The sequence below is a fragment of the Lentimonas sp. CC4 genome, from assembly GCF_902728235.1.
Classification (GTDB): Bacteria; Verrucomicrobiota; Verrucomicrobiia; order Opitutales; family Coraliomargaritaceae; genus Lentimonas.
In genome coordinates, this window is record NZ_CACVBO010000001.1 from 2,561,678 (window position 1) to 2,588,477 (window position 26,800).

A 26,800-nucleotide genomic window follows, 5' to 3' on the forward strand; every position below is an offset into this window, starting at 1 on the left:
TATTATCCGCTCGCTTGTGCTAGAGGGCGCGGGGGGAACTGACTCCAAGCACGACTGATCACAACTTGATACCTGTGTGACCTGATCGCTAGGTTAATTCGTAGCCTCGGAACTTTTTTCGGGGGTTGTTCGTTCGAATCGGCATGTTGCGATTTGTGCTAATTTTCTAAACGTGAGCTTCAAGCTTAAACGTTGAAAATTATATAAGCCAAGGGGCTTTTTATTTTCGACGTGTCAGGGTGTAGCCTTAGCGCAGCAAGAAGTCTAAGAGGGTAGTGTTCTTCAGCAGAGTTAATAGCATCCTTCTTGAAGTGAGCCTTATTAATGCATTTCTATATTATGTTAGCTTAAGGCAGTGATCGTTGTGTTGGGGCTGATGTGAAACTCATCATAGAAACCTCGGCGAGCGCATTGGCGTAGAAAAAATCAATGGCTTAAGGCACTGTCGCATTTGATTTTTTATCCGTTTCAACTAGGGTCTTTGCATGGCTAAAAAGAAATCAAAATCACCCTCCGTTAAAATTGCTGAAGCATCACCCTGCGTGGTTGAGGCCTTGCGTCTAGTGGTTGCTGATAGTTATGCATTATTAGCTCAAACGCACATTTGCCATTGGAACGTTCGTGGCCCTTCTTTCTTTGCGTTGCATGCTGCTTTTGAAGAGCAATATACCGAACTGTTTGGCGCGATCGATGAAGTGGCCGAACGCATTCGTGCTCTAGGTGCCTTGGCACCTGGTGGCCTAGGTAACTTGGCTAAGATTGCAGGCACTAAAGAAATTGCCGAAGATTCATCTGCGGACGATATGGTAAAGCACTTGTTAGCATTAAACAACAAGCTGGTGACCGACTTGAAAAGTGCTCGTGATGCCGCTGGAGATGCTGGGGATGATCAGACTGAAGACCTCATGATTGCTCGTGTCCAAGTGCACGAAAAAACGATTTGGATGCTAAACAGTTATCTTGGCTAACTGTTTTTTCAGCCACTTCTGGTCAAACGAAGTCAACGCGCACAAGTCCCTGATGGCCATTGTTGCTGTCAGTTGCCTTGTTCGAGCACACCTCAGGCAGCACTTGCCTGAGGTGTTCTCTTTTTTCCTCAACCCTGAAGGTAGTTTAAAGTATGCCAGCGTTAGACTGAGGTTCCTGGTTTGCGCCTGACTCCGATGACAGTTGCTCAACGGTGAGTGCGACATCGTCCACGATCAGACCCGTGACGCCGTAACTGATCGCGTGATTCCATGCTGGTGGAGCGTTGTTCCCGTAGGACCATACCGTGAGTCCTTCTTCTTTGGCGCTTTTGATCAGTGATTGTTTTAAGAAAATAGGAGGCAGCACAAGCGTGTCGGCGCCGAGCGTTATGCAGCGTTTTAGTAGGAAGTCATGGCCGAGCCAAAATCGATAGCGATTACTGCCTTCAGAATAAAGAGCAGTGTAGCCTAGTGGGTAGGGACTATCGATGTATTCTTTGAGTATGCTGTATTTTCCAAAGAGCATTACATTTTGTTTGTCTATGTGTTGTGCTAGGAGCGGTTCAAGTTGCTGACGAATACCATGGACTTTGATGTCAATTACGAAACGGACGTTCCGTGCTTCGAATTTTCGAAGCACGGATTTCAATGTCGGGATATGCTCGATCGGCGCGACGTTGAGCTCGAAGGCCTGAAGCTGTGCCTTGGTGAATGAGTCGAATGCTCCAGTGCCATTGGTGACTCGGTCGACGGTTTCGTCGTGAAAGACCATCAAGGTGCCGTCTTTGGATTGGCGTATATCAATCTCGATCCAATTCGCTCCGTGATCGACCCCTTGTTGAATGGCGTTGAACGTATTGCCGATCAGTTTCGTGCCCGAGGTTGGAGTCAAACCACTGCCGCGATGAGCAATGATGGTGACGCTTGTGTCGGATGCTTCAATATCTACGGCTGTTGCGTGCCCTAGTGACCAGAAATACAGAAGCCCTATCAGTAATAGAAGCTTCTGCATCAGGTTCATCATTTAATGTTCGACGTTGAGTGTTCGACGTTCAACTCGCATCCACCCATTTGCCGTGCTCTTTGATCAAGTCGATCAGGCGGTCGAGGGCTTCTTCGGAAGGGACGTTGTATTTCACGCACTCTTTGCCGACGTAGAGGTTGATCTTGTCGGGGGCGCCGCCGACGTAGCCGAAGTCGGCGTCGGCCATTTCGCCGGGGCCGTTGACGATGCACCCCATGATCGCAATCGTTACGCCTTTGAGGTGATCGGTGCGACTGCGGATTTTTTGAGTCACGCTCTGCAAATCAAATAGGGTGCGACCACAACTTGGGCAGGCGACGAATTCGGTCTTAGTGATGCGGGCGCGGGCGCCTTGTAAAATATTATAGGCCAGTGTGGTGGCTTTGTTGAGCAGGGGCTCAGTCTCGATACTGATCGCGTCGCCGATGCCGTCGCAGAGGAGCGCTCCGCTCAGGATACTGCTTTCGAGCAGGCGGTCGGAGAAATAGGCGTTGGGCGCGAGTGTGTTGGTCAGCGTGTTGCGTATCCAAATCGGTGCGTCGGGCACGAAGTCCTGTGCGGCTTCGGCGAGGGCGCGGTAGCTGCCGACGGGGTGGCGTGTATCGGCTGCGGAACTACGTGTGAGGATGAGGCGTTCGCTGCCCATCGGGGCGAGTTGTGCGCCGATCTCTTCGCGGAGGGCGTCGGCTTGGCAATCCATGGCAAAGTTAAAGCCCTTGTTGCGGCAGAACTGTAAGAGGTTGCTGGCGTAGAAGGCGTCCTCTTGCTCGATGTGTTGCAGAATTGTGATGCCTGCGAGGCCGCCTTTGGGCCATTCGTAGTCTTCGAGGTCGGTAATGTCGACGTTCTCTGTGAGCTCTAGCACGAAGAATTGCACGACGCTGTGGAGTGCTTCGTGTAGTCCGGTAAATGCGGCGAGGTCGTCGCTACTGTTGATGCCGATTTGTAGGCCTTCGAGCTTACTTTCTTTGAGTGATGTCTGCGTGCTGCAAACGTCTTGAATGATTTCGGCAGTGGCAGTGATCGGGTGTGCGGTCTTGACGATGACTGCGGGGACGACTTCGCCACCGATGCTGCACTTCGGCCCGAGCTCGATTACGCGGGTTTTGCGACGACGGAAGTCGAACGGGTCAATGCTGTCTTTGACTGGTTTTAAGATCGGTGCATCCGCTTGTTGCTCCCAGAGTGCCATGGCTTTGTTGGCAAGGTCGCGGGCGACGGGCACCTCGTAGATTGGGTCTTCGGTGAGTGACACGCGAATGGTGTCGCCAAGTCCATCGTTGAGTAGGGCGCCGATACCAATGGCGCTCTTGACGCGGGCGTCTTCGCCGTCGCCCGCCTCGGTCACGCCGAGGTGGAGCGGATAGTTCATGCCTTCTTCATCCATGCGCGCCGCGGCGAGGCGGTAGGCCTCGATCATCACCTTTGGATTACTGGACTTCATTGAGAGGCAAATGTCGTAATAGTTATGACTCTCAGCGATGCGGATAAATTCGAGGGCGCTTTCGACCATGCCAAGGGGCGAGTCGCCGTAGCGATTCATCAGGCGGTCGGCGAGTGAGCCGTGATTGGTGCCGATACGCATGGCGCGGCCGAGTTCTTTGCAGCGCAAAACAATCGGGGTAAAGGCTTCGTGCAGACGCTCAAGTTCTTCGGCGTAGGCCGCGTCGGTATATTCGGTGACGGCGAATTTCTTTTTGTCGGCGTAGTTGCCGGGATTGATACGCACCTTCTCGACGTGGAGGGCGGCTTCCATGGCAGCAGAGGGCAGGAAGTGAATGTCGGCGACGAGCGGCACATCGCATTTAGCGGCACGCAGTTTCTTGGAAATATCGCCGAGCGCGGCGGCCGCGGCTTTGTTGGGCGCGGTAATGCGCACGATCTCGCAACCTGCTTCAGCGAGGGCGAGCGATTGTGCGACGGTGGCATCGACGTCCTGCGTGTTGGTCGTCGTCATCGATTGGATGCGGATCGGGTTGTTGCCGCCGATAGCGACGTTGCCGACGTTGATGACGCGTGAGTCGCGACGCTTAGCGAGGAAGCGCGATGCGCAGTAATCGAGATGAGATGACGTTGTCATTTTGAACTTCGAACATTGAACGTCGAACGTTCAACTGTGAATGATTTTGAAAGTGGGAGTTATTGTAGGGGTGCTGCTTGCCGTTTCGACAGGCTCAAGGCCCAGAGCTCGTCGAAGGGCGGCACCCGCGAGCGTTTTGGTGCGTTACGAAAGTTCGTGTGCGTGTGGCCTTTGCGCGGTCTTCGCAAGCAAAGCCCCTACGTTGGATGACTATTCAATTATTCTGGATCCTTTGTGGAGGGTGCTTCAGTGGATTCGACGTTCGATGTTGGAAGTTCGACGTTCAACGTTCCCTCGGGTTCGACGTTCGACGTTCCCTCGGGTTCGACGTTCGACGTTTCGTCGCCTTGGCCGATGCCCATGTCTTGGCCGACGCGTTTGACGTCGAAGAAGGAGACGTAGATCACAAAGGAGAAGAGTATGACGACGCATGCGGTGTAGGCGCCTTCCATGAATTTGCGTGGGAGCGGTCGACCGATGATTTTTGAGATCGTGGCAAACAGCATGTGACCGCCATCTAGCACAGGGATCGGGAGGACGTTGAAGATCGCGAGGTTGACGTTGATCAATGCGAGGAACCAGACGAGGTCGATCCAGCCGTAACGTGCCATCGCTGTGAGGCCGTGGACGATGCCGACAGGGCCGCTCATATTACGCACTTTGACGTCGGACTTGGGGCTTACGAGTGCAACCAGCGTCGACTTCATGGTGCGTGCCATTGCGCTGATTTGCTCTATGGGGTTGAGGTGCACGCGTTCGGTTTGTGCTTCGTAGTAATACGCAAATCCGAAGCGTGGAGAGTCTTCACCAGCAGCGATGCGTGGTTCAATCGGCAGGACGACTTCTTCGCCTTCGCGAAGCACGGTGACGTCGATTAGGCCGCCTTTGTGGTTTTTCAAATAGACGCTGAGGAAGGCTGAGGATGTGATTGGCTCGTCGTTGAGCTCAATGGGTTGGTCGCCTGGGAGCATGCCAGCTTCGAAGGCGGGCATGTTTTCCTGCACCATGCTGACGACTAGCTCGGTGCCGGGTTGCAGGGCAAGGGTGCGGATATCTTCGGAGGTGATGAGCACGGGATAGGCGGTGACGGTGAGTGGCTCTTTACCACGTAGCACTGTGACTTCGACACTTGGGCGTCCGTCGTCCTCGCGCCCGGTGCTGGTCATGACCGCGTTTTGCAGGTGCATCCAGTCGTTGATGTGCTCGCCGTTAATTTCCAGCACAGTGTCGCCGGATTGTAGGCCAGCTTCGAATCCAGGGCCTGCAACGACTTCGCCTTCAGAGTTAACGATTTGCTCAGGGACGACGTCGATCGTAGTGGTTTTAACGATGTCACGACCGACGCCCCAGAGAACTAGCGAGAGGCAGAAGGCGAGAATGATGTTAAAGACCGCGCCCATCACGGCGACGATCATTTTGTCGGCGTAGGAAATTGGAGGGAGGTCGTCGGCTTCGTCCTCTTCGCCGCCTTCGAGTCGGCCCATGTCGGCGAGTTGAGGGAGGGAGACGTAGCCACCGAGTGGTAGGAGTGAGATGCGGAAGTCGGTGCCGCGCCATTTCCATCCGAAGAGGCGAGGGCCGAAGCCGATCGAGAAACGGTCGGCGATGAGTCCACGCTTTTTAGCCGCGATGAAGTGGCCGAGTTCGTGGATGAAAATACAGAAGCTCAACGCGAGCAGCGCGATGGCGATATAGAAGATGTTGAGGAGCATTTTTTGAAAAGCTGAAAGCTGAAATTTTGAAAAACTGAAACGGTAAAGCGGAAAACTGGAAAGACTGGGAGCGGCTGCTTTATCTGCCGACGGTGGCTAAGGTGGATGTAGGCAGCTAAAGCAGCCTGTCCTTGGTTGCAAAGTCGCGTGCGACTTTCCTCGCTTCGGCGTCGATGGCTAGGAGTGCTTCGAGATCGGCGGCGTGGGCGGCGTTGACCTTGCTGAGCGTGTGTTCGATGACGCGCGGGATGTCGAGGTAGGGCAGTTCGTGGGCGAGGAAGCGTTCGACGGCGATCTCGTTGGCTGCGTTAAAGATGGCGGGTGCGCTGCCGCCAGTGCGCATGGCATCATAGGCGAGCTGCAGGCAGGGGAAGCGCTCCATGTCGGGCGCTTTGAAGTCGAGTGAAAAGGCTTTGCTGAAATCCGTGGTGGCATCCACTCCCGGCGCGCGGTCGGGGTAGAGGAGGCAGTGTTGGATGGCGAAGGTCATGGAGGGCGGGCTGAGCTGAGCGAGAATGGAGCCGTCGATGAATTGTGCGAAGGAGTGGACGATGCTCTGCGGGTGAATGACCACTTCGAGACGATCAGGTTCCAAGCCAAAAAGCCAGTGGGCTTCGATGAGCTCTAGGCCTTTGTTGGCCATGGTCGCGGAATCGACTGTGATTTTCGGGCCCATCGACCAGTTCGGGTGCTGAGTGGCATCGGCTGGGGTGACTTTGGCGAGTTGCTCGACGGGCGTGTCGCGAAATTGTCCGCCGGATGCGGTGAGGATCAGTTTCTCGAGGTGCTGCTGCGGGTGGCCTTCGATGCACTGAAAAATGGCATTGTGCTCGCTGTCGGTGGGGAGCAGGCGCACGCCTTTACGCTTTGCGGCTTCGATGACGAAGGCTCCGCCGAGGACGAGGAGCTCTTTGTTGGCCAGTGCGATGTCTTTACCCGCTTCGATCGCGGCGAGTGTCGGCTTGAGGCCGCAGGCGCCGACGACGGCGACCAGCACGATGTCAGCTTCGGGGAGCGTGGAGACTTCGAGGAGTCCTTGCTCCCCGCAGCCGAGTTGAGTGCCGCTGGGAAATGAGTCGGCTGCCTTGGCTTCGGCGTAGGCGGTTTCGCTAGAGAGCGTGGCGTGTGGCACGTCAAACTCGGCGCAGATGGCTGCGAGTTCGCTATGGCTGGAGTGTGCGGCGACGCCGACGAGCTGCATACGGTCGCTGTGTGCACGCAACACACGTAGGGTGCTGCCGCCGATGGAGCCCGTCGCACCCAGGAGCACGACTCTTTTTTTCGCAGTCTCTGCCATCTAGAAGATGAAGTATTTGAACATCAAATACCCGAGGGGTGCGGTGAGCAGTAGGCTATCGGTGAGATCAAAAATGCCGCCAATGCCGGGGATGATATTGCCCGAGTCTTTCACTTCGGCTTGTCGCTTGAAGGCGGACTCGACGAGATCAGATGCGATCGATGCGATACCGATCGGGATCGCCATAAGTGCAGAGCGCCACCATGTGAAGCCTTCGGGAGCATAGGAATTAAAGATGCCGAGTAGAATGAGGCCGATGAGCATGGCAAAGACGATGCCGCCGGCGCCACCTTCGACTGTTTTCTTGGGGCTGATCACGGAGAGGGGAGTCTTGCCGATCTGCATGCCGACGAGCAGGCCGCCGACGTCGGTGCATTTCGCCACTGCGACGATCCAGATGGTGAGAAAGATGCTGGTGCCGTCGCTGTATCCGTTGGCCTCGGCGAGTTTCACGACTTTGACGAAGAAGTGTAGCAGGAACGGCACGTAGATCAGTCCGAACAGGGTGGGCATGAAGCTACGGAGACGGCCAGCCTGTAGGTCTTTAATGATGATCGTCAGAGCCGCGGCTAAAAAGCAGAAGATAAAGATGTCGGTGCCCCCATCGACTCCGCCCAAATAATAGGAGCCGAGAATGATGATGGGTGCGCAGGCGACGCCGAGTGCTTTGAAGGGCTTGAGCCCCATCTTATCGAAGAGCTGATAGAGCTCCAACTGCGTGAACAGGGCGAGTGCTGCGATGAGCCAGACGCCTGCGTCGATGCCGAAGATGAGTAGAGAGACGGTGACGATCAACCAAAGGACCGTGAAGCTGAAGATACGTTGCTTCATAAAAATAGTGATAGTGAAAGTGAGGGAGTGAGTGAGGGAGTGAGTTAGGGAGTGAGTGAGGGTGTTTGTGTGGCCGCGTAAAGAGCTTCGCTCCACGTGGTGGAGTTAGATTGAAAATTAGCTGTCTTGCAACTGTTCGGCGGTTTTACCGTAGCGACGTTCGCGGGCAGCGTAGTCAGTGAGTGCGGCTTTGAAATGTGATTCGTCGAAGTCGGGCCAGAGCACGGGTGTAAAGTAGATTTCGGCGTAGGCGGCTTGGAGCAGCAGGAAATTACTCAGGCGTGCTTCACCGGAGGTGCGGATGACTAGATCGGGATCGGGCATATCTCCAGTGTAGAGATACTGGCGAAAGTCGGCGTATTCGAGTGTCTCGGGGTCGAGATTGCCAGCTTGTGCGGCTTGTGCGATGGCCTTGACGGCATCCATGACCTCGGTGCGTGCGCCATAGTTGAGCGCGAGTGCGAGCGTGTTCTCGGTGAAGTGTGCAGTGGCTTTTTCGGCGTTGACGAGGCGTTTTTGGACGTTTGCAGGGAGTTCCTGATAGCGTCCGACGACGCGTAGGCGAATTTTGCGCTTGATGAGCTCCGGAAGTTGCTCGGCGACGAAGCGATCCAGCAGCTTCATGAGTGCATTGACTTCGTCTTTTGGGCGGTTCCAGTTTTCCACACTGAAGGCATACAGTGTGATGATTTCGACGCCATTGTCCTTCGCTGCTTTGAGAGTGCGTTTGACGGCTTCTGCACCGCGGCGATGGCCTTCGATGCGAGGGAGTCCACGCTCTTGAGCCCAACGGCCATTGCCGTCCATGATGATGGCGACGTGTCTAGGGGAACGATCCTGATGGGATGGAGAGAAATTCACTGTGATGACTAGGAGAAATACGTAAGGGCGGCTTGACGGGGTTTGCCTGTGAGCCTGAATCAAAAAGCCATGATAAAAAGCCCTGCACGCTCGGGTGCAAGGGTAGAGCGTCGCGAGTTGTTGGGAAATTCAGAGGTTAGAGGTTAGAGGTGGGAGACCTGAGACCTGAGGTGGGAGACCTGAGGTGGAGACTTGAGGTTGAGAACGGCAGATGGTTGATTTCTCGGCTCGCAACTTTTATGCAGAAGCGCTCAACTTCCGGTATGCCTACTTATGTTTACGAAACGATCCCCTCAGAGCCCAAAGAAAGGGCTGTGCAATTTGAAGTGCAGCAATCGATGAAGGACGCACCGCTGACGGTGCATCCAGAAACTGGGCAAGCGGTGAAGCGAGTGATCTCCGGTGGTTACGGCTACGCGTCGAAGTCCAGCTCAGGTGGCGGACATTCCTGCGGGCACGGCTGCGGTTGCGGCTAGATCTGGTAGTCTGAACCCGCGTTGGACTCGTGGAGTCCGCATTCGCGCTTGAGGCCGCCGAAGCGAGTGTCTTCAGCGCTCATGCCTTCGCCCATCTTTGTGGTGCTGTGCCAGTCGCCGACGGAGACATAGCCTTCGTTCCAGAGTGGATGGTAAGGCAGGTTGTTTTCAGTCAGGTAGTTGTAAATGTCACGGTCGGTCCAATCAATGATCGGATACACCTTCATGATTTTGTTCTGCTGCTCGGCAACAGTGCGCTTCTCGCGAGAGGAGGACTGATGTCTGCGCAGGCCAGAGAGCCATGCGGTGGCGCCGAGTTCTTGAACGGCGCGGTTCATCGGCTCAACCTTATTGATACGATTGTATTCAGTGATGCCTTTGATGCCATCTTCCCAACGCTTGCCATAGACTGCTTCTTGGTGAGCGGCGGACTGGAGGGGCAGGTAGGTCTTGATGTTTAAATTCAGACGTTCGGTCAATGCGTCCGCAAAGCGGTAGGTCTCAGGAAACAGGTAGCCTGTATCAATGAAAATAACAGGAATCTCAGGTATTTGAGTAGTAACTAAGTGCAGCATGACAGCGCTTTGAATACCGAAGCTGGTGGTCAATACCAACTTGTCGCCATATTGCTCGTGCGCCCAACGCACGCGATCCACAGCGGAGGCATTTTCTAAATCCGACTGGGTGATGCTTTGAGTATTTACTGTCTGTGCGTCTTTCATTGGTTCTTATCTTTGGTTCTTGACTGAGAAAGTCAAGATATAGGCTGTTTTTATTTTGAGAGGTATCAGATACAAAAAAACGTGCCCCGCCAAGTGATATATGGCGGAGGCACGTTGTAAATAAAGTCAGTTGCAGTTAGAACTGTAAGCTACTCAATGACACGTAGTTGCGTTGTGTCGAGTTTGTGTTCGCCAGCGCGCATTTTGGTGATGACGACGACGGAGTCATCTTTTTTCAGCCATTCACCTTTTTTTAGTTCGGCGAATGCATCCTGAATCGTGCGTTCGAAGTCTATTTTCATGAATTTCATGAAAAACGGTTCGATGCCGCGCATTAGTAGTAATTGCTTAAACAATACTGGGTTGTCGGTGAACGCGTAAACTGGAACGGACGGGCGGAGTGACGAAAGTTTTTGCGCATAAAAGCCACGGCGGGTAAATACCACGATCGCCGAATTCATCTCTGCTGCCAAATAGGCAGCGGAGCGCAACATCTTCGAGCGCGGCCGAGCGAGGGGCAGGTCGGCTCGTAGCCCATTGTCACTCTCGGGCTCTGCTCGACTTGCGATACGTTTCAGCACCTCGACGCACTCCAGTGGATATTTGCCAACGGTGGTTTCTCCAGAGAGCATGACGCAGTCGGCTTGTTCACGAATCGCGTTGGCCACGTCGGTCACTTCGGCACGAGTCGGGATCGGGGAGTCGATCATGGATTCCAGCATGTGTGTCGCCACGATGACGGGCTTGCTTTGTTGGATGCATGAATTAATGGCGCGCGACTGAATCAACGGTAAATCCTCGAACGGACATTCTACGCCGAGATCGCCGCGTGCGACCATCAGACCATCCGAAGCAATAATAATGGCATCGAGATTCTCGATCGCCTGTTGGTCTTCGATCTTCGCAATGATTTTGGCTTCAGAATTCTGCTCGACTAAATACTTCCTGAATGTGTGCAGGTCGTCGGCTTCACGCACGAAAGAGAGGGCAAAAAAGTCAATGCCAGCCTCGATGCCAACGTCGATATCGCCTTGGTCTTTTGCAGTAAGCGCTGGGAGTCTGACACGCACACCAGGTAAGTTGATATGGCGGCGGTTGCCCATCGGTCCTGGGATTAGCACCTCGCAACGCACGTGCGTGCCTTCGATTTTGATGACTTTAAAGCGTATCAAGCCGCTATCCACCAGCACGGTATCACCCACGTTGATGTCTTCGGCGAACCCTTCGTAATTTACGTCGACGCGGCGGATGCCATCTTCAGAGAGGCCGCCGATACCTTCACCATAGGTGAACTCAAAGATCTCGCCCTGTTCGAGCTCGAAGGTTTCGGGGACATCGCCAGTGCGAATTTCCGGGCCTTTGACGTCCATTAAGGTTGCGATCTGTCGCCCTACGCGTTCGCCCGCTAGATTTACATTCGCGACGATTTCGCGTGTCCACGCATGGTCGGCATGCGCCATATTGATGCGGCAGATGTCGGCGCCTGCGCGGATCAATTGCTCCAGCATGGCTACGTCTGCGGTCGCTGGGCCGACTGTGAATATAATTTTAGTCTTCGTTTTTTTTCCTACCATAGGGAATGATTGATTGGTGCTGTATTCGCATGTGACTCAAGGGCTATGTAGGGTATGGGGCTTGAGATGCTGCAGAGTGCGCCCTCCTCGGTTTTGAGGGGGAGGGCGCAAGGTTCGCTTTGATCGGATTATACCGACAATGGAGCAATTGTGATGCCATCTACCGTGCGGCAGGAATGTATCGCAAATTTATCTGCAAATTTCGGCTGGCAGAGTGGGTAGGCCGCTTCAACGGTGGCCTTCAATTGCTCGAATGCATCGGCTTGGATCAATGCGCCACTGGCACCCTTGTCGCCACCGCCGAGCATGCGCTCACCGAGGACACCAGGCACGGTGCGAGCGATGTCGCACATGGTTTCTAGTTCAACGCCACTGATGACGTAATCATCGCGCAGGCCAATGCCGTCGGCACGGAAGTTTTTGCCTACCTTGGTGATGTCGCCACTGCGCCATGCTTCGAGTGTTTCGGCGAAGCGTGTTTGCGCTTCATATAAATACTTCAAGCGACCCACACTGGCTGGTGCGACTGTCTCAATATATGCGGCAGCTTCGGCAAATTTCTCTGGAGTCGAAACGTCTGCGAGCGATGCGTAGCCGAACTTTTCGTGGAGCAGTGCTTTCATCTTATCGCACTCATCACGACGGATCTTGTAGGTGGATTTTTCCAAGCCTGGACGCACTGTTCCGGTGTCCAAGCTGACGATGCGGAAGTCGTCAGCATTGCCGCCAAATGGGATATGGTCGATGGTGCCCTTGCCTGGGTTGAAGTAGGTGCCCATGCCTGCCTTGGCAAAGTAGATCATGATTTGATCGAGCTTGCCGCATGGCGAGCCGATGTAGTCGGTCTCTACCATCTGCGCGAGGTCGACGATGTGCATGCCATCTTCGACTTCGACCGCGTTGACCTGAAAGAATGTGAGGATCAAATTCAGTGCCAGCGATGCGGAGCGTGACATGCCACCACCTGGGATGTTGCCGCTGAGCACTGCATCGAACCCCGTTGCCAACGCGTAGCCTTCGCGACGTAGAATGGTTTCCACGCCACGTGGGAAGCGTGCCCAGCTGTCTTTCAATGTTTCCGGTGCGCAGTCTTCGCCCAATGCGAAATCAATGATGCCATCTTCGGGGAAGTTTTCACTGAAGATACGAACGCGGCCGGATGTGTTCGGTTTGAATGCCAACCAGATGAAGCGGTCGGTGCCTACGCCGAAGAGTTCCATGCCGTTGTAGTCACCATGCTCGACGCCGAAGCAGAAGCGAGAGGAGCTACGGCGCACGTGGCCGCCAGAGATATCTAGGCCGCACTTCTCAGCAGCCGCAGCGAGTCTTTTATGAATGTCTTGTTCCATCTTATGAGGTGTTTGTTAGGGTGGGTAGGGCGTTAGTCTTCGTAGCCGTTTGGATTGGCTTGGTGCCATGCCCAAGCACTCGCGATAATTGATTTAAGATCTGGGAATTTTGGATCCCAGTTGAGCTCGCTGGTGATCTTGCCACTCGCTGCAATCAATGTTGCTGGGTCGCCTGCGCGGCGTGGTTTCACGTCGGCTGGGATTGCGTGGCCAGTCACTTCGCGTGCAGTCTCGATCACTTGCTTAACGGAGTAGCCTAGGCCGTTGCCAAGGTTGTAGATCTTGTCTTCTTTCTCGATCGCACCCAGTGCGAGGATGTGTGCCTGTGCGAGGTCGATGACATGAATGTAATCGCGCACGCATGTGCCGTCTGGTGTGTCGTAGTCGTCACCGAACATGTAGATCTTTTCACGCTGCCCGAGTGCGACTTGCAGCACGAGTGGGATGAGGTGAAGCTCTGGAGTGTGGTCTTCGCCACGTTCCACACTGGCACCAGCTGCATTGAAGTAGCGCAGTGCCGCGTAGTTGAAGAACGGATAGATACGGGACATCCAGTGCAGGTAGCGTTCGATGATGTATTTCGACTCGCCGTAAGGGCTGCCTGGGATGATGCGCTCATCTTCTGCGATGGGCATGCGCTCTGGATCGTCAAACAAGTTGGCGGTTGAAGAGAGGATGAATCGAGGCACTTCGAACTCGACGACACACTTTAATAGGTTGAGCGCATTTGAGACGTTGTCTCCTAGATAGATGAATGGATCTTCCATCGACTCGCCGACGAGCGACTTCGCTGCGAAGTGCATGATCGCGTCTGGCTTGAAGCGGCCCATTGCTTCGCGAATGGATTCAATGTTGGCAAGATCGCCAACGACAAGCTCTGCGCTTGGGTGGACTGCTGCGCGATGGCCGAGGGATAAATTGTCGAAGACCATGACGTCATGTCCGGCCAAGACGAGTTGTTCTACTGCGACACTGCCGATATAACCGGCACCTCCTGTTACGAATACTTTCATAGTGTTATATTTAATTTTTGGGTGTAAGAATAATAATGTTAATGATTAGGGTCTTCTATTATCGAGCCTTAATTGCTGTTTTACTAGATAGTAACAGAGAACCTAGTCTTGATTTAAGACACAATCGGCTCTAAATGTTAAGAAATCGGGTCACACTGTTATGAAACGCATCGCCATCCTCGCTGAAACTTCGCTTGCCTCTGGTCGTCAAATTGTGACGGGTATTTCCCGCTTCCTTGACGAGCGCAACGATTGGTCGGTCTTCCAGCACTCGGGCCCGCTTGGCGCAATGGATCCCACGGCAATCAGTCAGTGGCAGGGCGACGGCATTATTGCGCGTATTGCGAACCCTGAATTACTTGAGCTGATTCAGGCCAAAGGCCTCCCGACGGTTGATGTGCTCGGAAACGTGCGTCCGCGGCCGTTTCCTCTGGTCAAATGCAATGACCGATCAATTGGCGCCTCCGTGGCAGAGCACTTTATGCAAAATGCTCATACGAATTTCGCATTTATTGGGCTGGGCGATGAGCGGTGGTCGCTTGAGCGAGAAGAGGGTTTTCAGGGGGCGTTGAAGGATTTTAAAAGTTCCGTTCACATTTATCATATCAACCAGCAGCGCACCGAAGGCTATCCGGTGCAGGATAACCTCGACTCGGTTAAGGCGTGGCTCGCTGAGCTGCGGCCACCCATAGGTCTGATGGTGGCGAGTGATCAGCTCGCCCCCATTGTATTTGAAGCCTGTCACCAGCTAGGGTTGGCGATTCCGGAGCATGTCAGTGTGGTGGGCGTTGATAACGACCGACCGTTTTGTAACTTGTGCCGACCTCGGCTGAGTAGTGTTGAGCCGAACCACGAACTCGTCGGTTACCGCGCGGCTCAAACGTTGGAACGATTGATTAATGGTGAAACGCTCGACGAGCCGATGATCGAAATCGATCTGCATACCTTGCACCCGCGGCTATCGAGTGAACTCATTGCGATCGATGATCCCGCGCTGTTAAAGGCGCTCAACTATATTCGCGAGCATGCCTGCGTGGGGACGAGTCTCGACGCGATTGCCAGAGCCTCCGGGCTGTCGCGCAGTGTGCTGCAACGCCGTTTCAGGGATAAATTGAACCGCACGGTAGGCGATGTCATACTCAACGAAAAATTACGTAGCGCTCGCGAAATGCTGAAAGAGACGGAGCTGCCGATCGCGCTCATCGCTGAGCGCAGTGGCTTTAATTGCCAGGAGTATATGAATCACATCTTCAAGAAGCACCTAGAGACGACACCGCGAAAATATCGGTTACGATGAGGATGAATTCGTCTGCGGTGAATGCCGCTGTATCGGGGTAAGGACGATATGGATTATTATAGGTTCGGTTTGAGCCGTTCTATAATCTAATATCGTTGTCTCTGTGGACTGCTCCATCAAGTGTCTGGGAGTGCTGACACATAAGGTAAAAGTTTCCGAAGATGAAGTGATTGCCGGCAAGGGTTCGATTGCAATCGAACCGATTGCTACAGGTGAGATTGTTTGGCAGCCGAACGACGGATTTCCTATCGTTAGCAATGCAGAGCGTAAGTTGCGTGATGATAAGCATGAGTTTAGCCAAGTGGGATTGGATCTGTTTGCGAAGGTTGAGCCTGATGGATGGTGTTATAACCATTCGTGTGTCCCGAATAGTGCATTAATCGGCGGCAATATTGTCGCGATGCGCAATGTCGCATTGGGCGAAGAGGTGACCTATGACTATGGTCTTACGGAAACCTCTAATCGGTGGAGTTTTTGGTGTCAATGTGGCCACCCTGAGTGTCGACTCCATATCAGTAATCAGGATTACCTGAATACTGAGCTGCGAAATCGCCAGAAAGACTATGTTTCTGCTCACGCCGAATACGCGGCAGCACAGGCCGATCGAATTTCAGTTTTGAAGTATTATGTCAGACGCTGGCTCTATTTGCTAAAGCTAAAGCTTCGGGGAGACGGATCTTCTGCAATGTCACTTCTGAAATAATGAGCATTGCAAATGGGGAGGTGACGCTTTTTTTATTGGAGTATGAAGGATGATCGCACTGTCGGGTTGAAAGGCTTTTACGATAGACTCGTTCGCAAGGGGGTTCTAGGGATTCTCGCCTATGTGGCTCCATCTAACCTTGCTGCTACAGGGCGACGCTTAGGTTACTACATCAGTCTAGCTTCCTCTACGGCAATCAGTCGTCTGTGGGATTGGCGCCACGGGGTCGAAACCTGTCGTGGTGTCGCAACGAATGAGTTGTCTGGCTCTGATGAGGCTCTTAAATTCGCGGTTTTTTATGCACCTTGCGCTCCAAGCGCATTGAGGTTTATGCTGGGATGCATACGCGTTCCGCACGAGAGATTCGAGTTCGTTGATTACGGCTCAGGTAAGGGAAAAGTCTTACTAATTGCCAGCGAGTATCCGTTTAAAAAAATTACTGGAGTTGAATTTGATAGAGCCTTGCATGAGCGAGCGGTTCAAAATTTGAAGGACTACAAATGGCGATCTTGCCGACCTCGTAAATGCCCGGTGATTGAACCTGTGCATTTAGATGCGAAAAAATACCGTTTGCCTGCAGATCCCTGTTTCCTTATTTTTTACTCTCCTTTTTGTTCGGACCTTTTGTGCGAAGTGCTTGAGGGGATCCGTTTGGACTTAGAGGCGAATCCTCGTGATGCGGTGATTTGTTTCTTTGACGATGCTGTCGAAAACTCCCAGGTGCCCAAGGTGAATGGGATACTATCGTTATGGGAGGGTTGGGAAGTTGTTCAAATTCCTGACATCCCCAAACGTATGGATATGTTTTACTCGGCTGAGGCTGTCGTTTACAGGTTTGTTGTTTAAGGTGTAGTATTACCTGTTTATAATGAATTCGGTAAACGTTTTTCTACTTTGCTTTATGAGTGTTGCCTTTATTCTGACGTGTCACACCCAATGAAAATTCGAGGACTACTACAACGGCTGGCTGGATGTAATAATACGCTGATTGTCTGTTGGTTCCCTTGGTATTGGTGTGGGAGCGAAACGGCACGGTTGAGGAAACTGGTGTCTCACCTTGAGTGGACGTCCTGTGGTCGATTCTCCACAAAAGTTTATTTTATATGTAAAGCGCTGCTTTGGCCTGCGATCGCTGCTTGTGCACTTGTTCTGGTTTGGAGGCGCTATGCCAAAGAAGCTGTGCCGATCAACGATCGATCAATGATTCGTCAATTGATTGAATTATGCCAGTTCACCTTTTGGTATGGCGCGAGTCCGAATGAATATTATGAGCGCAGGATGTATGAGCAGCATTTGCCATCAGTCATGCGCGATTTTATATCGCAGCATGAATGTCAGATATTGGCCTCTGCACTGAATGGCATCGGCGTCGAAGGTATTAAGAATAAACAGCAGTTTGAGTCGATTTGTGTCGCTGCAGGGCTGCCGGTTGTTCCGGTTTTGTATTATCTTGATTCGACGCGAGGGACTGAGCTCCCGAACCATTTGGAGCTTCCACACGCTAACTTATTTCTGAAACCCGTATATGGTAAGAAGGGTATCGGTATCCAACGGTGGGATTTCGATGCCTATAGTCACAGTTGGTCGTTCAATGGTAGGGTTCTGCCAGAAGACAGTTTGCGAGCGTATATGATCCAACTTGCTAAGACAGATGCTTACATTCTCCAACAGGCAGTATCTAACCATTCAAGCGTTGCTTGTTTTTCGTTGAGTGGGGTGGTCACCTTTCGTGTGGTTACGGTGTGTGATGGCCTCTCTGATGCGGAAGTGGTCGCCGCCTACCTTGCGGCCCCGCGTGGTCATACAGTGACAAACCACGAAAATTACGGAGGGATGATGGCTGAGCTAGATATTTCGACACAGCGCTTTGATGCGGCTTATAGTGAGACTCCATATATGGAGAGGCATCGAAACCATCCGGATACTGGTGCGCAGATCGAGGGTGCGAAACTTCCAAGTTGGCCAGGGATGGCTGCACTTGCTGTCAGCGCGCATGCCTTATTTCCAGACGTAGTCTCGGTTGGTTGGGATATTGTTTATACTCCGGAGGGATTTCGTTTATTAGAGGGCAATACATTTTGGGGGATGAGCCCGGGATTGTTTTTAGGACGCACCGAGTATGTGCGTGTTTGCTTTGAATTGTGGGAACGCAAGCAATCTAGTTCTACTGCATCGCCTTTATGAGACAGAGTTGTAAATTTCAGCTTACCTAGTGTTCACAACAAGTCTGCTGGATCTATAAGACGGAGGTTGGCTTCCACCTGTTTGCACACTGGTTCAATTTTCTTGATACCAGTATTATATGAAATAACGTCAGTTTTGATGGGGACGGATGCTCATAAACTTTTGCTTATCTATAATAAAGCTTACGGGAGCCTGACTGCGTATCCGTGGATGTTTGCCCATAACGCACACTTTGTTGTCGATGTGTTGGCGCCGAGAGGCCACATCATACAATCCAGCAGATGGGTGCGCCGTGTGTTTGATTTTAATGAGGAAGAAGACTTATTCGCTAGCTTAGTCGATCTCTTGGCGAGTGGTGAATATGCCGCAATACACTGTATTGACGAGTCTTCGAGGAATCTGATCTTAGAACATAATGAAGATGTGCGCTTACGATCATATCTGCCTTTTCCTTTCGATTCTTCGCTAAATACAGTGTGCTGCGATAAAGTTTCGTTTCATCAATGGTGTCAGACCGAGGGAGTGCCTGTGCCCAAGAGTGTGATCGCTCAGACGATAGAAGGTTTAAAGCGCTCTGCTGCGGATCTGGGGTATCCGTTCATCCTAAAAGGCGCGTTTGGTTCGCGGGGGACAACTGTATGGCTGATTGAGTCTGAGCTGCAGTTAGTGTGTGCATCGGAGTCGTTTCCTGAGATGCCAGCTTGGCTCGTTCAGGAGTATTTGCCGGGTAAAGCTGGGACGAGCTCTATCGTGTGTCGAGAGGGGGTGCTGTATACTGCGTGTCACTCCTATAAAACCGTGACTCTAGATGGAGGTTTTGGGACGTCTGCGGTGAAGACTTTTGTATCTTCTGAGGAATTAGATCAACTGGCTCACTTAGTCGCAGAAAGGACACGAGTGAATGGTGCCACTGGTTACGACTGGATCTTAGACTCGGCTGGTCGACCACTTTTGATTGATCCACATTTTGGGCGCGGGCCGTCCTCTATGATGATTTCGCATCTAGATGGAGTGATGATTGATGCAGCGTTGGCAGCGTCCTTGTCGGGGGCAGATCCGATTGAATCGCATTGTTCAAAAATAAAGCACGTTTGGATTTTTCCTCAGTGCTTGAGCCTCATTTTTGAAGGCCGAGTTCGAGAGGCGTGGCAAGCGGCCAATTTATTTAAAAAAGATGTCGCGATCTTTCTATGCGGTCACGGTGAGTGGCGTTTATTCTTCAAACAAGTCGTGCCTCTGGCCTTTGGTAAATTTAGGGTATTACTCGGAGGGCTTCGGCGTCGTTGCTTTGGTGATTAATCTGAGGAGAGTTTTTCCGTATTTATATTATGACTTCTTCTGATATGATAGAAAGAATGTCCTTGATGTATTGCGACTCAAAGAGCCAAATTATTAATTGAATGAACACTGAGAGCGAGAAGCAGTGTGTCCTGCTAATATACCGACGTTATTCGAGTAGTTTTACTGCGTATCCTTGGTTGTTCGCGCGGTCAGGGCGCTTGTGTGTTGATGTGCTTGCTCCAAAGTCGCATATGGTTCGTCACTCGAAGTGGATCAATGAGCATATTGCGATTGAGCGGGATGATGAGTTGATTCCTCGTTTGTTGGAGAGTCTTGCCGCTCGGAATTATACGTCGGTGCTTTGTGTGGATGAACCTTCGAGGACACTGTTGCTACAGCATCGCGAGTTACCTGAGTTACGTAAGTTTCTTCCTTTTGATAAGGATTCGAATCTAAATGAGGTGGCAGTGAATAAGGCGGATTTTCAAGAATGGTGTAAGGCTCTTGGAATTGATTGTCCTCGGAGTGTTTACCTCATCAATGCGAGTGAAGTGCAGGTCGCTGCGAAACAGTTCACGTATCCTTATATCATTAAAGGAGCTCTGGGTGCGGGGGGCCAGGCAGTGGATCGCATCGAGAGTGAACAAGATTTAGCACAAGTTCTCAAGGCGTATGCTGATCGTAAGGGTTGGATCCTGCAGGATTTTATTGAAGGTGATGTGGGGACGACCGGTTTTGTAGCGGGCGACCAAGGGCTTTATGCGGTATGTTCTGTTATCAATCATGTTTGCATGAAAGGTGGTTTGGGGCCATCGCAGATTGGGCAATTCTGGAAGGATGATCGGCTCTGTGAGATTACCCAAAAAATGACAGCTGTTGGTGGAATACGTGGACTGACAGGTTTTGATTGGATCATGACGCCGTGCGGTGATTACAAGGTGATCGATCCACACTTTGGCCGAGCAGTTCCAAATATGGTCATGGCTCACTTGGATGGCATTGATTTCGGAGAGGCATACGCAGATTTCATTACTGATCAGCCTGTCGATCTTCGTGAAGGCGATGGATCGGGGATATACTATTGGTTGTTTCCGCAATCTTTACTTATGATTTTTGAGGGGAAGTTCTGGCGGACGCTTCGGAAATATCCGCCATGGCGGAAGCAGGTTCGCCTATTCCTAGCAGGTAAAAATGAATGGCGATTATTTGTCGCGCAGTCTCTAGAGTTCCTTTGTGGCCATACTCGTGTCGTTCTGGGTGGGATTCGGAATCGATTCAGGCATTCGCCTAGATGCGGGAGTTAGGCCGAGGTCTGCGACACGACTGAGCTTGCCGAAGTCCGTAGTTGGCGAAGCAGGTTCGCATTTCTGTGTCAGACCCTTACGGAATGCTGAGGACTCGCCAATTTGGCGAAACTCTATTATATTGTAAGTCACTAATTATCTGAGGCTGACTCCTGACTCCTGCCTTCTAACTACTCTTTGTAGGATTAGCGATTGTCACGGGAAATTGTTCGCTTAGTTGCTGCGATATTTCGACCGAACTCTTCCTAATAGTAACCAGATTTGCTCTCTGGTGGTTACCTGGTTGGTGATGCCTTTCAGTATGATGCGAAAGTCTAGCGCGAGAACTATTTTCGGTGCTATTGAGCTCCGAACTCTGGTGCCTTCAATCCATTGCGTCATCTGGTTACGTTGCGAACTGCTGCTGAATATGTATTGCAATGCCTCTAGCAGGGAAAATTCCGGCGCCATCGGGCTCTTCGCGTTATCAAAAGCCCCCGAGGCAAACGCGAGGTCTCCTAGGTGCTTAGCCACGAATTTATTACCCTTTATTAGTTCCTGAAGTAGGCAGTTGTCCACGGCCATGAAGTCAGCTTGGATGTTGGGATACTCTACTAGGAAATTTGTCATACGCCTCGTAAAGTCTTCTATGCCTTTAAAGTAGGCTTCTTTCTCGTTCACGGTGACACTGGCTGCTTCTAATATTGGTGTGTAAGAGCCTTGTTGCGATTGCTCATAGCCTAGTGTTCGTCCATGGTCAGACATCGTTAGAAGTTCAATGACCTTTAGAATCTTCTGCTTGTTCTGTGGCTTTATCATGTAAGCGTGCTTCGCATTCTGTCGAACGGTCTGCTCACTTATTTCGCTCGATCCGTAGTAGTAGCCGACGATTTCTACGTCTGGTTTTTCATGGAGCATGACGCTGAAGATAGCGTCTTGTATCGAGGCGCGCCAACCAGTGTCCACCAACGCGAATTTCTTATGAGTGAAGGCACCTTCACTGCGTAGGTAAGCAGTCAGCTCCTCTCTTGCTTTACTAGCGGAGCGATTGATCGTGTCGCACGCAGTTTGTGATTCTATGATCTTTTGTTTGAGTTCGTTGATTTCTGTCTGTGTTAGATGCTTTTTCCGGTCGATATTCTCGGGGAGAATCTCCTGTAGCACCTGTGCTTCTATTTTTAGAGAATCCGAGATTGTCTGGACTGTGGCAGCACCGTCGGTGGCGGCTAATATCTGACTGAGGTTTACGGAATTAATTCGATGGACGGAAGCTAGATAGACTGACTCGCGTGATACGTAGAGATATTTTAGCTCCTTCTTAAGGCCAAGCTGTTTGCATATGAGTTGTGCCATTTTGAGGAGAATGTATCCGTCTCTGGCTAAAAAATAGTAAGCTTCGGCGCCATCCTCTGTGGTGTCATGCACTAGGTCGTGGACGAATCCATAAAAGAACGGCGCAGTGAAACCTCCGCCGAGTTCATAGGCCTGTGATGGGTTCCGTTGAGAGAGGCGGAGTCGTTTGCAAATGCCAGCCGTGACATTCGGCAAGAGTCCAAAGTATTTATCGGAATAACATGCTTCGTAATCCGTAAGCTTACTTTCTGAGTAGTGAGAGACTTGAGCGCCTAGCGCTTTAGGGACAGAGACATCCGAGACTTGATTGTCGCCACAGTGATGGATCTGCGAAGGGCGCACTTTCTCCTCGTTGCAAATGATGTCAAACAGGGCGCCATTTGTTTTACCTGCCTTGCGCTCGGATGATAAGTAGATCTTCAGTTCTGCGAGTTTGGGATCAGCCTTTCGCAGTAAGTTGCGAATTGTATCTATTGGCAGATACATGTCAGAGGCTAGAATCACTCGTTCGCCACGCGAAAGATGTTCGAGGACGGTCGCAATGTTCTCAGAGATTCCATAGATATGCTTCAGTTCTAACTCGATCTCGATCTGTTTGACTTGTTCGAGTTGAGTGGGTTGTAACTCTGGATAGGCTCGTCCAATCTCAGTGTAAATTCCATCTAGAGTCACTTCGTGTCCCTCTGTGTTTTCTGTGCAGCGTTTCTCCGCTTGTTGCCGAATGGATTTGAAGTCGACTTTTAGGTCAATCGGGAGATCCGAGAACTCTGTATCTAATAGTCGGTTACTTAATAATACCCAAATGAATTGCGGATCCGCAACATCCCTAGAAAGCAAGGTGTCGAATATATCAAATGAGTAGATGCGAGGTGATTCTTCCATCGAGTAGCAATCGGTTTGGTGTCTAATTAAAGGATGGTTGACGCGGGCAGAAAGAGGAGAGGGGCTCGATTTGATACGGAAGTCTTATCTCATGTGCGACATGCCCTAAAGCCAATGAAAAAAACGCCGTAAATAAGGGCTTGGCTCTAAGTGTTTTGAAACTAACAATGCGAAGCGACGAGTTATAGTTATTCATGATGCAAGCGATACTCACATTGTATGAAGGGAATTACCACCTAGGTGTGGGTGCATTGATTAACTCGGCGATCGGTTCAGGCTTCAAAGGTAAGTTTTTTGTCGGATATCGAGATTCGTTACCACCTTGGGTTGCTGGCCTTGAGTGCTCTGGTGAAGAGAACTACACGGTGCATGGATGCGAACTCATCTTTTTCCGTTGTGACCCCGCACGACACCTGACTTATCATAAGCCATTTGCTGCGTTGAATATTTTAGAGGTCTATCCTGATGTAGATGCGATTTTCTATGCCGACCCAGACGTTTTGTTTCTTGAGCAATGGACGTATTTCGAGAAATGGATTCGTTGTGGAGTCGCGCTCTGTCTGGATGCAAACTTCCCTTTTGTTGGCACTTCTCACCCCTGGAGGTCGGAGTGGTGTGAAATGATTGATCAATCTGATCTCCAAGTCGTTAATGATTCTACAGACTATTATAATGCTGGTTTCATTGGGTTGGCACGTGAGGATGCTGAGATATTGAGAAATTGGGTAACGTTGATAGAACATTTTGAGCAACAAGGCGGAGATACCAAAGAAATGGACACCGGGAATTTCTTGATATCTGTTCGTAGCGATCAAGAACTCTTAGCTGCCGCTGCGATGACTTTTCGACGCGTGAGCGTGGTCGGTCTTGAGGCGATGGGCTTTAATGGTCATTATTGTATTCTTTCACATGCAATCGAATCTCCTAAGCCATGGGATTGTAATTTTATGCGTCAGGCCTGTTCCGCAATTGGAGTGAGTCGTTCGGCTAAATACTATATGCAGCATAGCCAGTATCCGATCCCATTGTATCACAAGTATGAATATCGTTTGAAGATGGCGAGTGTCCGCATCAACCAACTGATCACCCGATTTTATTCGAAGGCGCGTTGAGTCCGTCATATGCGGATTAATCATGTCATCCTTTATTTAAGTGAGCACGGATAGCCATATTCTCGGTCAGTATCGCGAGAAAGTGCTTCGTTGGCGCGGTCTGCTGATCACTTTCTTTCTTGGGCAAGGTGTCTCACAAGTGCTACAGCTTGTCTCGGGCTTCGCTATCATTCATTGGCTTAGCAAGGACCAATATGCGACATTCGCGTTGTTATTAGCGATACGTGGCACTTCTTCGGTATTAATGGATCTCGGTTTTTCAGGGGGGCTATCGGCTCTCATTGGAGATCGTTGCCATCAGCCTATTGTTGTCGGTCGATATATTGCTGCAGCACGCTATTATAGAAATCGCTTACTGACTTTTGGCGGTATCATACTTCTCGGTGTGTTATTGTTTGCCTCGTATCGTTACGAGTGGGGGATCGGTCTTGGCGTCCTCTTTTGGTGTGTGTTGATCGTCTCGATTTTCTACGATGCGATTGCGTCGTTCTACACGCCCATCTTTTACCTGCAGCAACGCATCCGGGATCTTTACCTCGTGCATATCTCTACGTCATGTGTGCGTTTGTCACTGCTGTGTCTTGCATATCTTACGGGTGTGTTGTCTGCACCAGTTGCGATTATAATTGGGGGCATTCAATCGATCCTGTCGGCGATGATTTATCAGCGAAAAACGGCTGCCGATGTTAAATTGCCTGAAGATGGAGACTTAATTGAGCCTGAAAAGAAGGAAGCGTTGCAGCTCACTTTACCGAAAGTCCCAGGTGCTATTTTTTATGCATTCCAAGGTCAGGTGACTATATTTATTGTGAGTGTTGTTGGGCAGTATAGTCAGATTGCGGATTTGGGTGCGCTTAGCCGTATTGGGATGCTCTTCATGATGCCGAGTGCTTTAATTTCAGTCTTAATTGCGCCTTGGTTTGCGAAGCTTGCGCCAAACCGATTAGCTATCGGGTATTTGGTTTCGGGCTTACTGTTCTCTGTGTTTGCAGTATCTCTAATCGTGGCCAATGCACTTTTCCCACAGGTGTTTCTGTTCATCTTGGGCTCTGAATACAGTGAGCTGAAAACTGAGGTATTCCTGTTCTCCATATTCGCTTCGCTCAACGTCCTTTCAGGGCTGGTGTTTGCTCTAAACGCATCTAGGAAATGGGTCTATTATTGGACGGGCCCCACTACGATATTAGCCTACATGCTGACGCTCGTCTTTTTTGTAGTATCGGTAGACCTGACGTTGATTAGTAACATCATTACCATGTCGATCATTACGGCCACTTTGACTCTTTGCGTGAACCTCGTGGTTTCACTCGTTGGTTTCAGGCGTATGAGACTGACGAAATAAGAACCTCAAGAGACTCGTCGGTAAAATCTCCCGATAAAGTTACACAGCCCGATTTTTAGTTTTATGATCTTGAGTTTAAATGGAGGGATTAAGGCAATCGGGGCACTGACATGTTTCCAATACTCTTTCTCTGCGAAGCTGGGAGGGTGGGCGCTGAGCGTCGTTCGAATGTATGCTTTGCTCCAAGGTTTGTATCTGCCTTGGGCATGAGCCATTAGTTTGTAGCCTTGGCCGAACCCCATCGCTTCCTTGCCGATCGTGCTGCAGTCTTTTGAATAGGCTTCAGTGGTCGCGTTGAGTGCATCTTGGTCTGTTTTATAGAAGGCCTCGATCGCATCCTTTGCCACTGGTCTTGGCGTGCCAGACTTTCCGATAGAGGATTTACTTAAGCCTCCTATGGCGGGAGCCATTGCTTCTTGAATGGACTTCCATAGCTCTAGAAAGTCGATCTGCTCACGTCTCAACCCTACAAACCCGCCGTTCACATAAATACTATCTTTGTAGGTCAGCGTGATGTTATACGCGGCAAAATACGTTCGCCACGACAAGCGCTGTGGGTGGTTTTTAGCCAAGGGGGAATTGATGTCTTCGCAGAGGGCGATACCCATGTTGACCCATTCTTGATAGTATTTCCAACTTTCCGTTAGGACGATGTCTGGGTCAAAATAGAAAAGATTCTTTGCTTCGGGGAAGTTCTTTGCCGCGATGAGCATGAAGTCTGGCTTATAGTTCGTTAGGTGGTAATCCGTATCGACTTTTACAAAGTGTATCGTGAGTGAGTGCGCTTTCAATATTTGCACTGACAACTCTCCTACACGCTCGTCCGTAAGTGGATGACACCATCTCGGTAGATCACCTCGATATCCGACTAGTAGTGTCCCTCGGAATCCGACTGCGTGGAGTGAATTGGCCAACCCGGCAACTCCCATATGGAAGTCTCCTTCGTATAGGGTGCATATGATATCATCTGAGTGGTTCATTGATTCTTTCAATTTGCTTTCGGAGTAACGCGTGTTGATTCTTAGCTAGGCTGATTGATGATTCGCTCTTTAATTCGTATGCACGGGTTGCCTGCGCAGATTGACCATGACGGTTGGTCTTTGGTGACCACTGAATTCGCTCCGATCACACATCCGCGACCAATTGTAACCCCAGGAGCGATGAATGAACGGCTCGCGATCCAGCATTCCGGTTCTATTTGGATTGGCTTGAAGATGAGTTGAAAGTGTGGGTCTGAGGTGTCGTGGCTACCTGTGCATAGATGAGTGTGCTGGGAGATGACGGTCATCGAACCCACAGTTATTTTAGCAAAGTTAAGTAGCACGGTGTCGTGTGCTAATGCGACATAGTCGCCCAATTCTAAGTTCCAGGGCATTAGGATATCCACTCGCTGTTGGACGTTACAGTGTCGGCCAATTTGCGCTCCAAAGAGTCGTAATATCGCAATGCGTAGGCC

The 26,800-nt window shown here is 51.1% G+C and carries 23 protein-coding genes; 10 read left to right on the top strand and 13 right to left on the bottom strand.

All coding sequences use genetic code 11. The features are described 5' to 3' along the window. The first annotated feature begins 485 nt into the window (after positions 1–485). The gene (locus GZZ87_RS10985) at positions 486–968 is read left to right on the top strand and encodes a DNA starvation/stationary phase protection protein (protein WP_162026774.1); all 483 of its coding nucleotides are present in this window, start codon (positions 486–488) and stop codon (positions 966–968) included. Between the two features lie 145 nt (positions 969–1,113). On the opposite strand, the gene GZZ87_RS10990 is transcribed toward GZZ87_RS10985, so the two are convergent. From GZZ87_RS10990 to GZZ87_RS11015, 6 genes are all read right to left on the bottom strand, one after another. Continuing rightward, positions 1,114–1,980, bottom strand: coding sequence for a glycerophosphodiester phosphodiesterase (locus GZZ87_RS10990; RefSeq protein ID WP_162026775.1), 867 nt, complete (start codon positions 1,978–1,980; stop codon positions 1,114–1,116). A gap of 40 nt (positions 1,981–2,020) precedes the next feature. Continuing rightward, a complete protein-coding gene (ispG, locus tag GZZ87_RS10995; RefSeq protein WP_162026776.1) occupies positions 2,021–4,072 on the bottom strand; it encodes a (E)-4-hydroxy-3-methylbut-2-enyl-diphosphate synthase in 2,052 nt (683 codons plus the stop codon). A 218-nt stretch (positions 4,073–4,290) separates the two neighbouring features. After that, complete coding sequence (gene rseP, locus GZZ87_RS11000) at positions 4,291–5,784, bottom strand: RIP metalloprotease RseP (protein WP_162071447.1); 1,494 nt, start codon at positions 5,782–5,784, stop codon at positions 4,291–4,293. Between the two features lie 115 nt (positions 5,785–5,899). Then, positions 5,900–7,081, bottom strand: coding sequence for a 1-deoxy-D-xylulose-5-phosphate reductoisomerase (locus GZZ87_RS11005; RefSeq protein ID WP_162026778.1), 1,182 nt, complete (start codon positions 7,079–7,081; stop codon positions 5,900–5,902). Beyond that, positions 7,082–7,912, bottom strand: a complete 831-nt coding sequence (locus tag GZZ87_RS11010; protein WP_162026779.1) for a phosphatidate cytidylyltransferase — start codon at positions 7,910–7,912, stop codon at positions 7,082–7,084. 117 nt (positions 7,913–8,029) lie between these two features. After that, positions 8,030–8,773, bottom strand: coding sequence for an isoprenyl transferase (locus tag GZZ87_RS11015; RefSeq protein ID WP_244648187.1), 744 nt, complete (start codon positions 8,771–8,773; stop codon positions 8,030–8,032). Positions 8,774–9,036: 263 nt separating this feature from the next. Between GZZ87_RS11015 and GZZ87_RS11020 the strand changes: the two genes are divergently transcribed. After that, the gene (locus tag GZZ87_RS11020; protein WP_162026813.1) at positions 9,037–9,249 is read left to right on the top strand and encodes a zinc ribbon domain-containing protein; all 213 of its coding nucleotides are present in this window, start codon (positions 9,037–9,039) and stop codon (positions 9,247–9,249) included. Here the strand turns inward: GZZ87_RS11020 and GZZ87_RS11025 are convergent. The 4 genes from GZZ87_RS11025 to galE form a co-directional block, all read right to left on the bottom strand. Further along, on the bottom strand, positions 9,246–9,971 hold the full coding sequence (locus GZZ87_RS11025) for a phosphoadenylyl-sulfate reductase (RefSeq protein ID WP_162026780.1): 726 nt from the start codon (positions 9,969–9,971) through the stop codon (positions 9,246–9,248). The two genes, GZZ87_RS11020 and GZZ87_RS11025, sit on opposite strands and share 4 nt — an antisense overlap. A 149-nt stretch (positions 9,972–10,120) precedes the next feature. Then, positions 10,121–11,545 carry a pyruvate kinase gene (pyk, locus tag GZZ87_RS11030; protein WP_162026781.1) on the bottom strand — a complete coding sequence of 475 codons (1,425 nt, stop codon included), beginning with the start codon at positions 11,543–11,545 and terminating at the stop codon, positions 10,121–10,123. Positions 11,546–11,673: 128 nt separating this feature from the next. Then, positions 11,674–12,894: a hypothetical protein gene (locus tag GZZ87_RS11035; protein WP_162026782.1), complete on the bottom strand. Its 1,221-nt coding sequence runs from the start codon at positions 12,892–12,894 to the stop codon at positions 11,674–11,676. Positions 12,895–12,926: 32 nt separating this feature from the next. Further along, positions 12,927–13,907 carry a UDP-glucose 4-epimerase GalE gene (galE, locus tag GZZ87_RS11040; RefSeq protein ID WP_162026783.1) on the bottom strand — a complete coding sequence of 327 codons (981 nt, stop codon included), beginning with the start codon at positions 13,905–13,907 and terminating at the stop codon, positions 12,927–12,929. Positions 13,908–14,067: 160 nt separating this feature from the next. On the opposite strand from galE, the gene GZZ87_RS11045 reads away from it, so the two are divergent. From GZZ87_RS11045 to GZZ87_RS11070, 6 genes are all read left to right on the top strand, one after another. Then, positions 14,068–15,204 carry a XylR family transcriptional regulator gene (locus GZZ87_RS11045; protein WP_162026784.1) on the top strand — a complete coding sequence of 379 codons (1,137 nt, stop codon included), beginning with the start codon at positions 14,068–14,070 and terminating at the stop codon, positions 15,202–15,204. 103 nt (positions 15,205–15,307) lie between these two features. Then, positions 15,308–15,907 carry an SET domain-containing protein gene (locus GZZ87_RS11050; RefSeq protein ID WP_162026785.1) on the top strand — a complete coding sequence of 200 codons (600 nt, stop codon included), beginning with the start codon at positions 15,308–15,310 and terminating at the stop codon, positions 15,905–15,907. 42 nt (positions 15,908–15,949) lie between these two features. Continuing rightward, entirely contained in the window at positions 15,950–16,753 is an 804-nt protein-coding gene (locus GZZ87_RS11055; RefSeq protein WP_162026786.1) for a class I SAM-dependent methyltransferase, read from the top strand. Positions 16,754–16,843: 90 nt separating this feature from the next. Next, complete coding sequence (locus GZZ87_RS11060) at positions 16,844–18,091, top strand: sugar-transfer associated ATP-grasp domain-containing protein (RefSeq protein WP_162026787.1); 1,248 nt, start codon at positions 16,844–16,846, stop codon at positions 18,089–18,091. Between the two features lie 162 nt (positions 18,092–18,253). Continuing rightward, complete coding sequence (locus tag GZZ87_RS11065) at positions 18,254–19,390, top strand: ATP-grasp domain-containing protein (protein ID WP_162026788.1); 1,137 nt, start codon at positions 18,254–18,256, stop codon at positions 19,388–19,390. A gap of 101 nt (positions 19,391–19,491) precedes the next feature. Beyond that, on the top strand, positions 19,492–20,676 hold the full coding sequence (locus GZZ87_RS11070) for an ATP-grasp domain-containing protein (RefSeq protein WP_162026789.1): 1,185 nt from the start codon (positions 19,492–19,494) through the stop codon (positions 20,674–20,676). A gap of 213 nt (positions 20,677–20,889) precedes the next feature. On the opposite strand, the gene GZZ87_RS11075 is transcribed toward GZZ87_RS11070, so the two are convergent. Then, positions 20,890–22,890 (bottom strand): hypothetical protein, encoded by a 2,001-nt coding sequence (locus GZZ87_RS11075; protein ID WP_162026790.1) that lies wholly within the window; start codon positions 22,888–22,890, stop codon positions 20,890–20,892. 194 nt (positions 22,891–23,084) lie between these two features. Here GZZ87_RS11075 and GZZ87_RS11080 point away from each other — a divergent pair, with 194 nt between their 5' ends. Both GZZ87_RS11080 and GZZ87_RS11085 read left to right on the top strand, forming a co-directional pair. Beyond that, on the top strand, positions 23,085–24,002 hold the full coding sequence (locus tag GZZ87_RS11080; RefSeq protein WP_162026791.1) for a hypothetical protein: 918 nt from the start codon (positions 23,085–23,087) through the stop codon (positions 24,000–24,002). 40 nt (positions 24,003–24,042) lie between these two features. Beyond that, on the top strand, positions 24,043–25,344 hold the full coding sequence (locus GZZ87_RS11085; RefSeq protein ID WP_162026792.1) for a hypothetical protein: 1,302 nt from the start codon (positions 24,043–24,045) through the stop codon (positions 25,342–25,344). A 5-nt stretch (positions 25,345–25,349) separates the two neighbouring features. On the opposite strand, the gene GZZ87_RS11090 is transcribed toward GZZ87_RS11085, so the two are convergent. Both GZZ87_RS11090 and GZZ87_RS11095 read right to left on the bottom strand, forming a co-directional pair. After that, a complete protein-coding gene (locus tag GZZ87_RS11090) occupies positions 25,350–26,144 on the bottom strand; it encodes a hypothetical protein (protein WP_162051235.1) in 795 nt (264 codons plus the stop codon). 221 nt (positions 26,145–26,365) lie between these two features. Next, the gene (locus GZZ87_RS11095) at positions 26,366–26,719 is read right to left on the bottom strand and encodes a putative colanic acid biosynthesis acetyltransferase (RefSeq protein ID WP_162026794.1); all 354 of its coding nucleotides are present in this window, start codon (positions 26,717–26,719) and stop codon (positions 26,366–26,368) included. Positions 26,720–26,800: the final 81 nt, after the last annotated feature.

Bases quoted from the DNA above. Each gene is read 5' to 3' on its own strand.
- GZZ87_RS10985 (WP_162026774.1), top strand. From the start codon at position 486: ATGGCTAAAAAGAAATCAAAATCACCCTCCGTTAAAATTGCTGAAGCA.
- GZZ87_RS10990 (WP_162026775.1), bottom strand. From the start codon at position 1,980: ATGCAGAAGCTTCTATTACTGATAGGGCTTCTGTATTTCTGGTCACTA.
- ispG (WP_162026776.1), bottom strand. From the start codon at position 4,072: ATGACAACGTCATCTCATCTCGATTACTGCGCATCGCGCTTCCTCGCT.
- rseP (WP_162071447.1), bottom strand. From the start codon at position 5,784: ATGCTCCTCAACATCTTCTATATCGCCATCGCGCTGCTCGCGTTGAGC.
- GZZ87_RS11005 (WP_162026778.1), bottom strand. From the start codon at position 7,081: ATGGCAGAGACTGCGAAAAAAAGAGTCGTGCTCCTGGGTGCGACGGGC.
- GZZ87_RS11010 (WP_162026779.1), bottom strand. From the start codon at position 7,912: ATGAAGCAACGTATCTTCAGCTTCACGGTCCTTTGGTTGATCGTCACC.
- GZZ87_RS11020 (WP_162026813.1), top strand. From the start codon at position 9,037: ATGCCTACTTATGTTTACGAAACGATCCCCTCAGAGCCCAAAGAAAGG.
- GZZ87_RS11025 (WP_162026780.1), bottom strand. From the start codon at position 9,971: ATGAAAGACGCACAGACAGTAAATACTCAAAGCATCACCCAGTCGGAT.
- pyk (WP_162026781.1), bottom strand. From the start codon at position 11,545: ATGGTAGGAAAAAAAACGAAGACTAAAATTATATTCACAGTCGGCCCA.
- GZZ87_RS11035 (WP_162026782.1), bottom strand. From the start codon at position 12,894: ATGGAACAAGACATTCATAAAAGACTCGCTGCGGCTGCTGAGAAGTGC.
- galE (WP_162026783.1), bottom strand. From the start codon at position 13,907: ATGAAAGTATTCGTAACAGGAGGTGCCGGTTATATCGGCAGTGTCGCA.
- GZZ87_RS11045 (WP_162026784.1), top strand. From the start codon at position 14,068: ATGAAACGCATCGCCATCCTCGCTGAAACTTCGCTTGCCTCTGGTCGT.
- GZZ87_RS11055 (WP_162026786.1), top strand. From the start codon at position 15,950: ATGAAGGATGATCGCACTGTCGGGTTGAAAGGCTTTTACGATAGACTC.
- GZZ87_RS11060 (WP_162026787.1), top strand. From the start codon at position 16,844: ATGAAAATTCGAGGACTACTACAACGGCTGGCTGGATGTAATAATACG.
- GZZ87_RS11070 (WP_162026789.1), top strand. From the start codon at position 19,492: ATGAACACTGAGAGCGAGAAGCAGTGTGTCCTGCTAATATACCGACGT.
- GZZ87_RS11075 (WP_162026790.1), bottom strand. From the start codon at position 22,890: ATGGAAGAATCACCTCGCATCTACTCATTTGATATATTCGACACCTTG.
- GZZ87_RS11080 (WP_162026791.1), top strand. From the start codon at position 23,085: ATGATGCAAGCGATACTCACATTGTATGAAGGGAATTACCACCTAGGT.
- GZZ87_RS11095 (WP_162026794.1), bottom strand. From the start codon at position 26,719: ATGCCCTGGAACTTAGAATTGGGCGACTATGTCGCATTAGCACACGAC.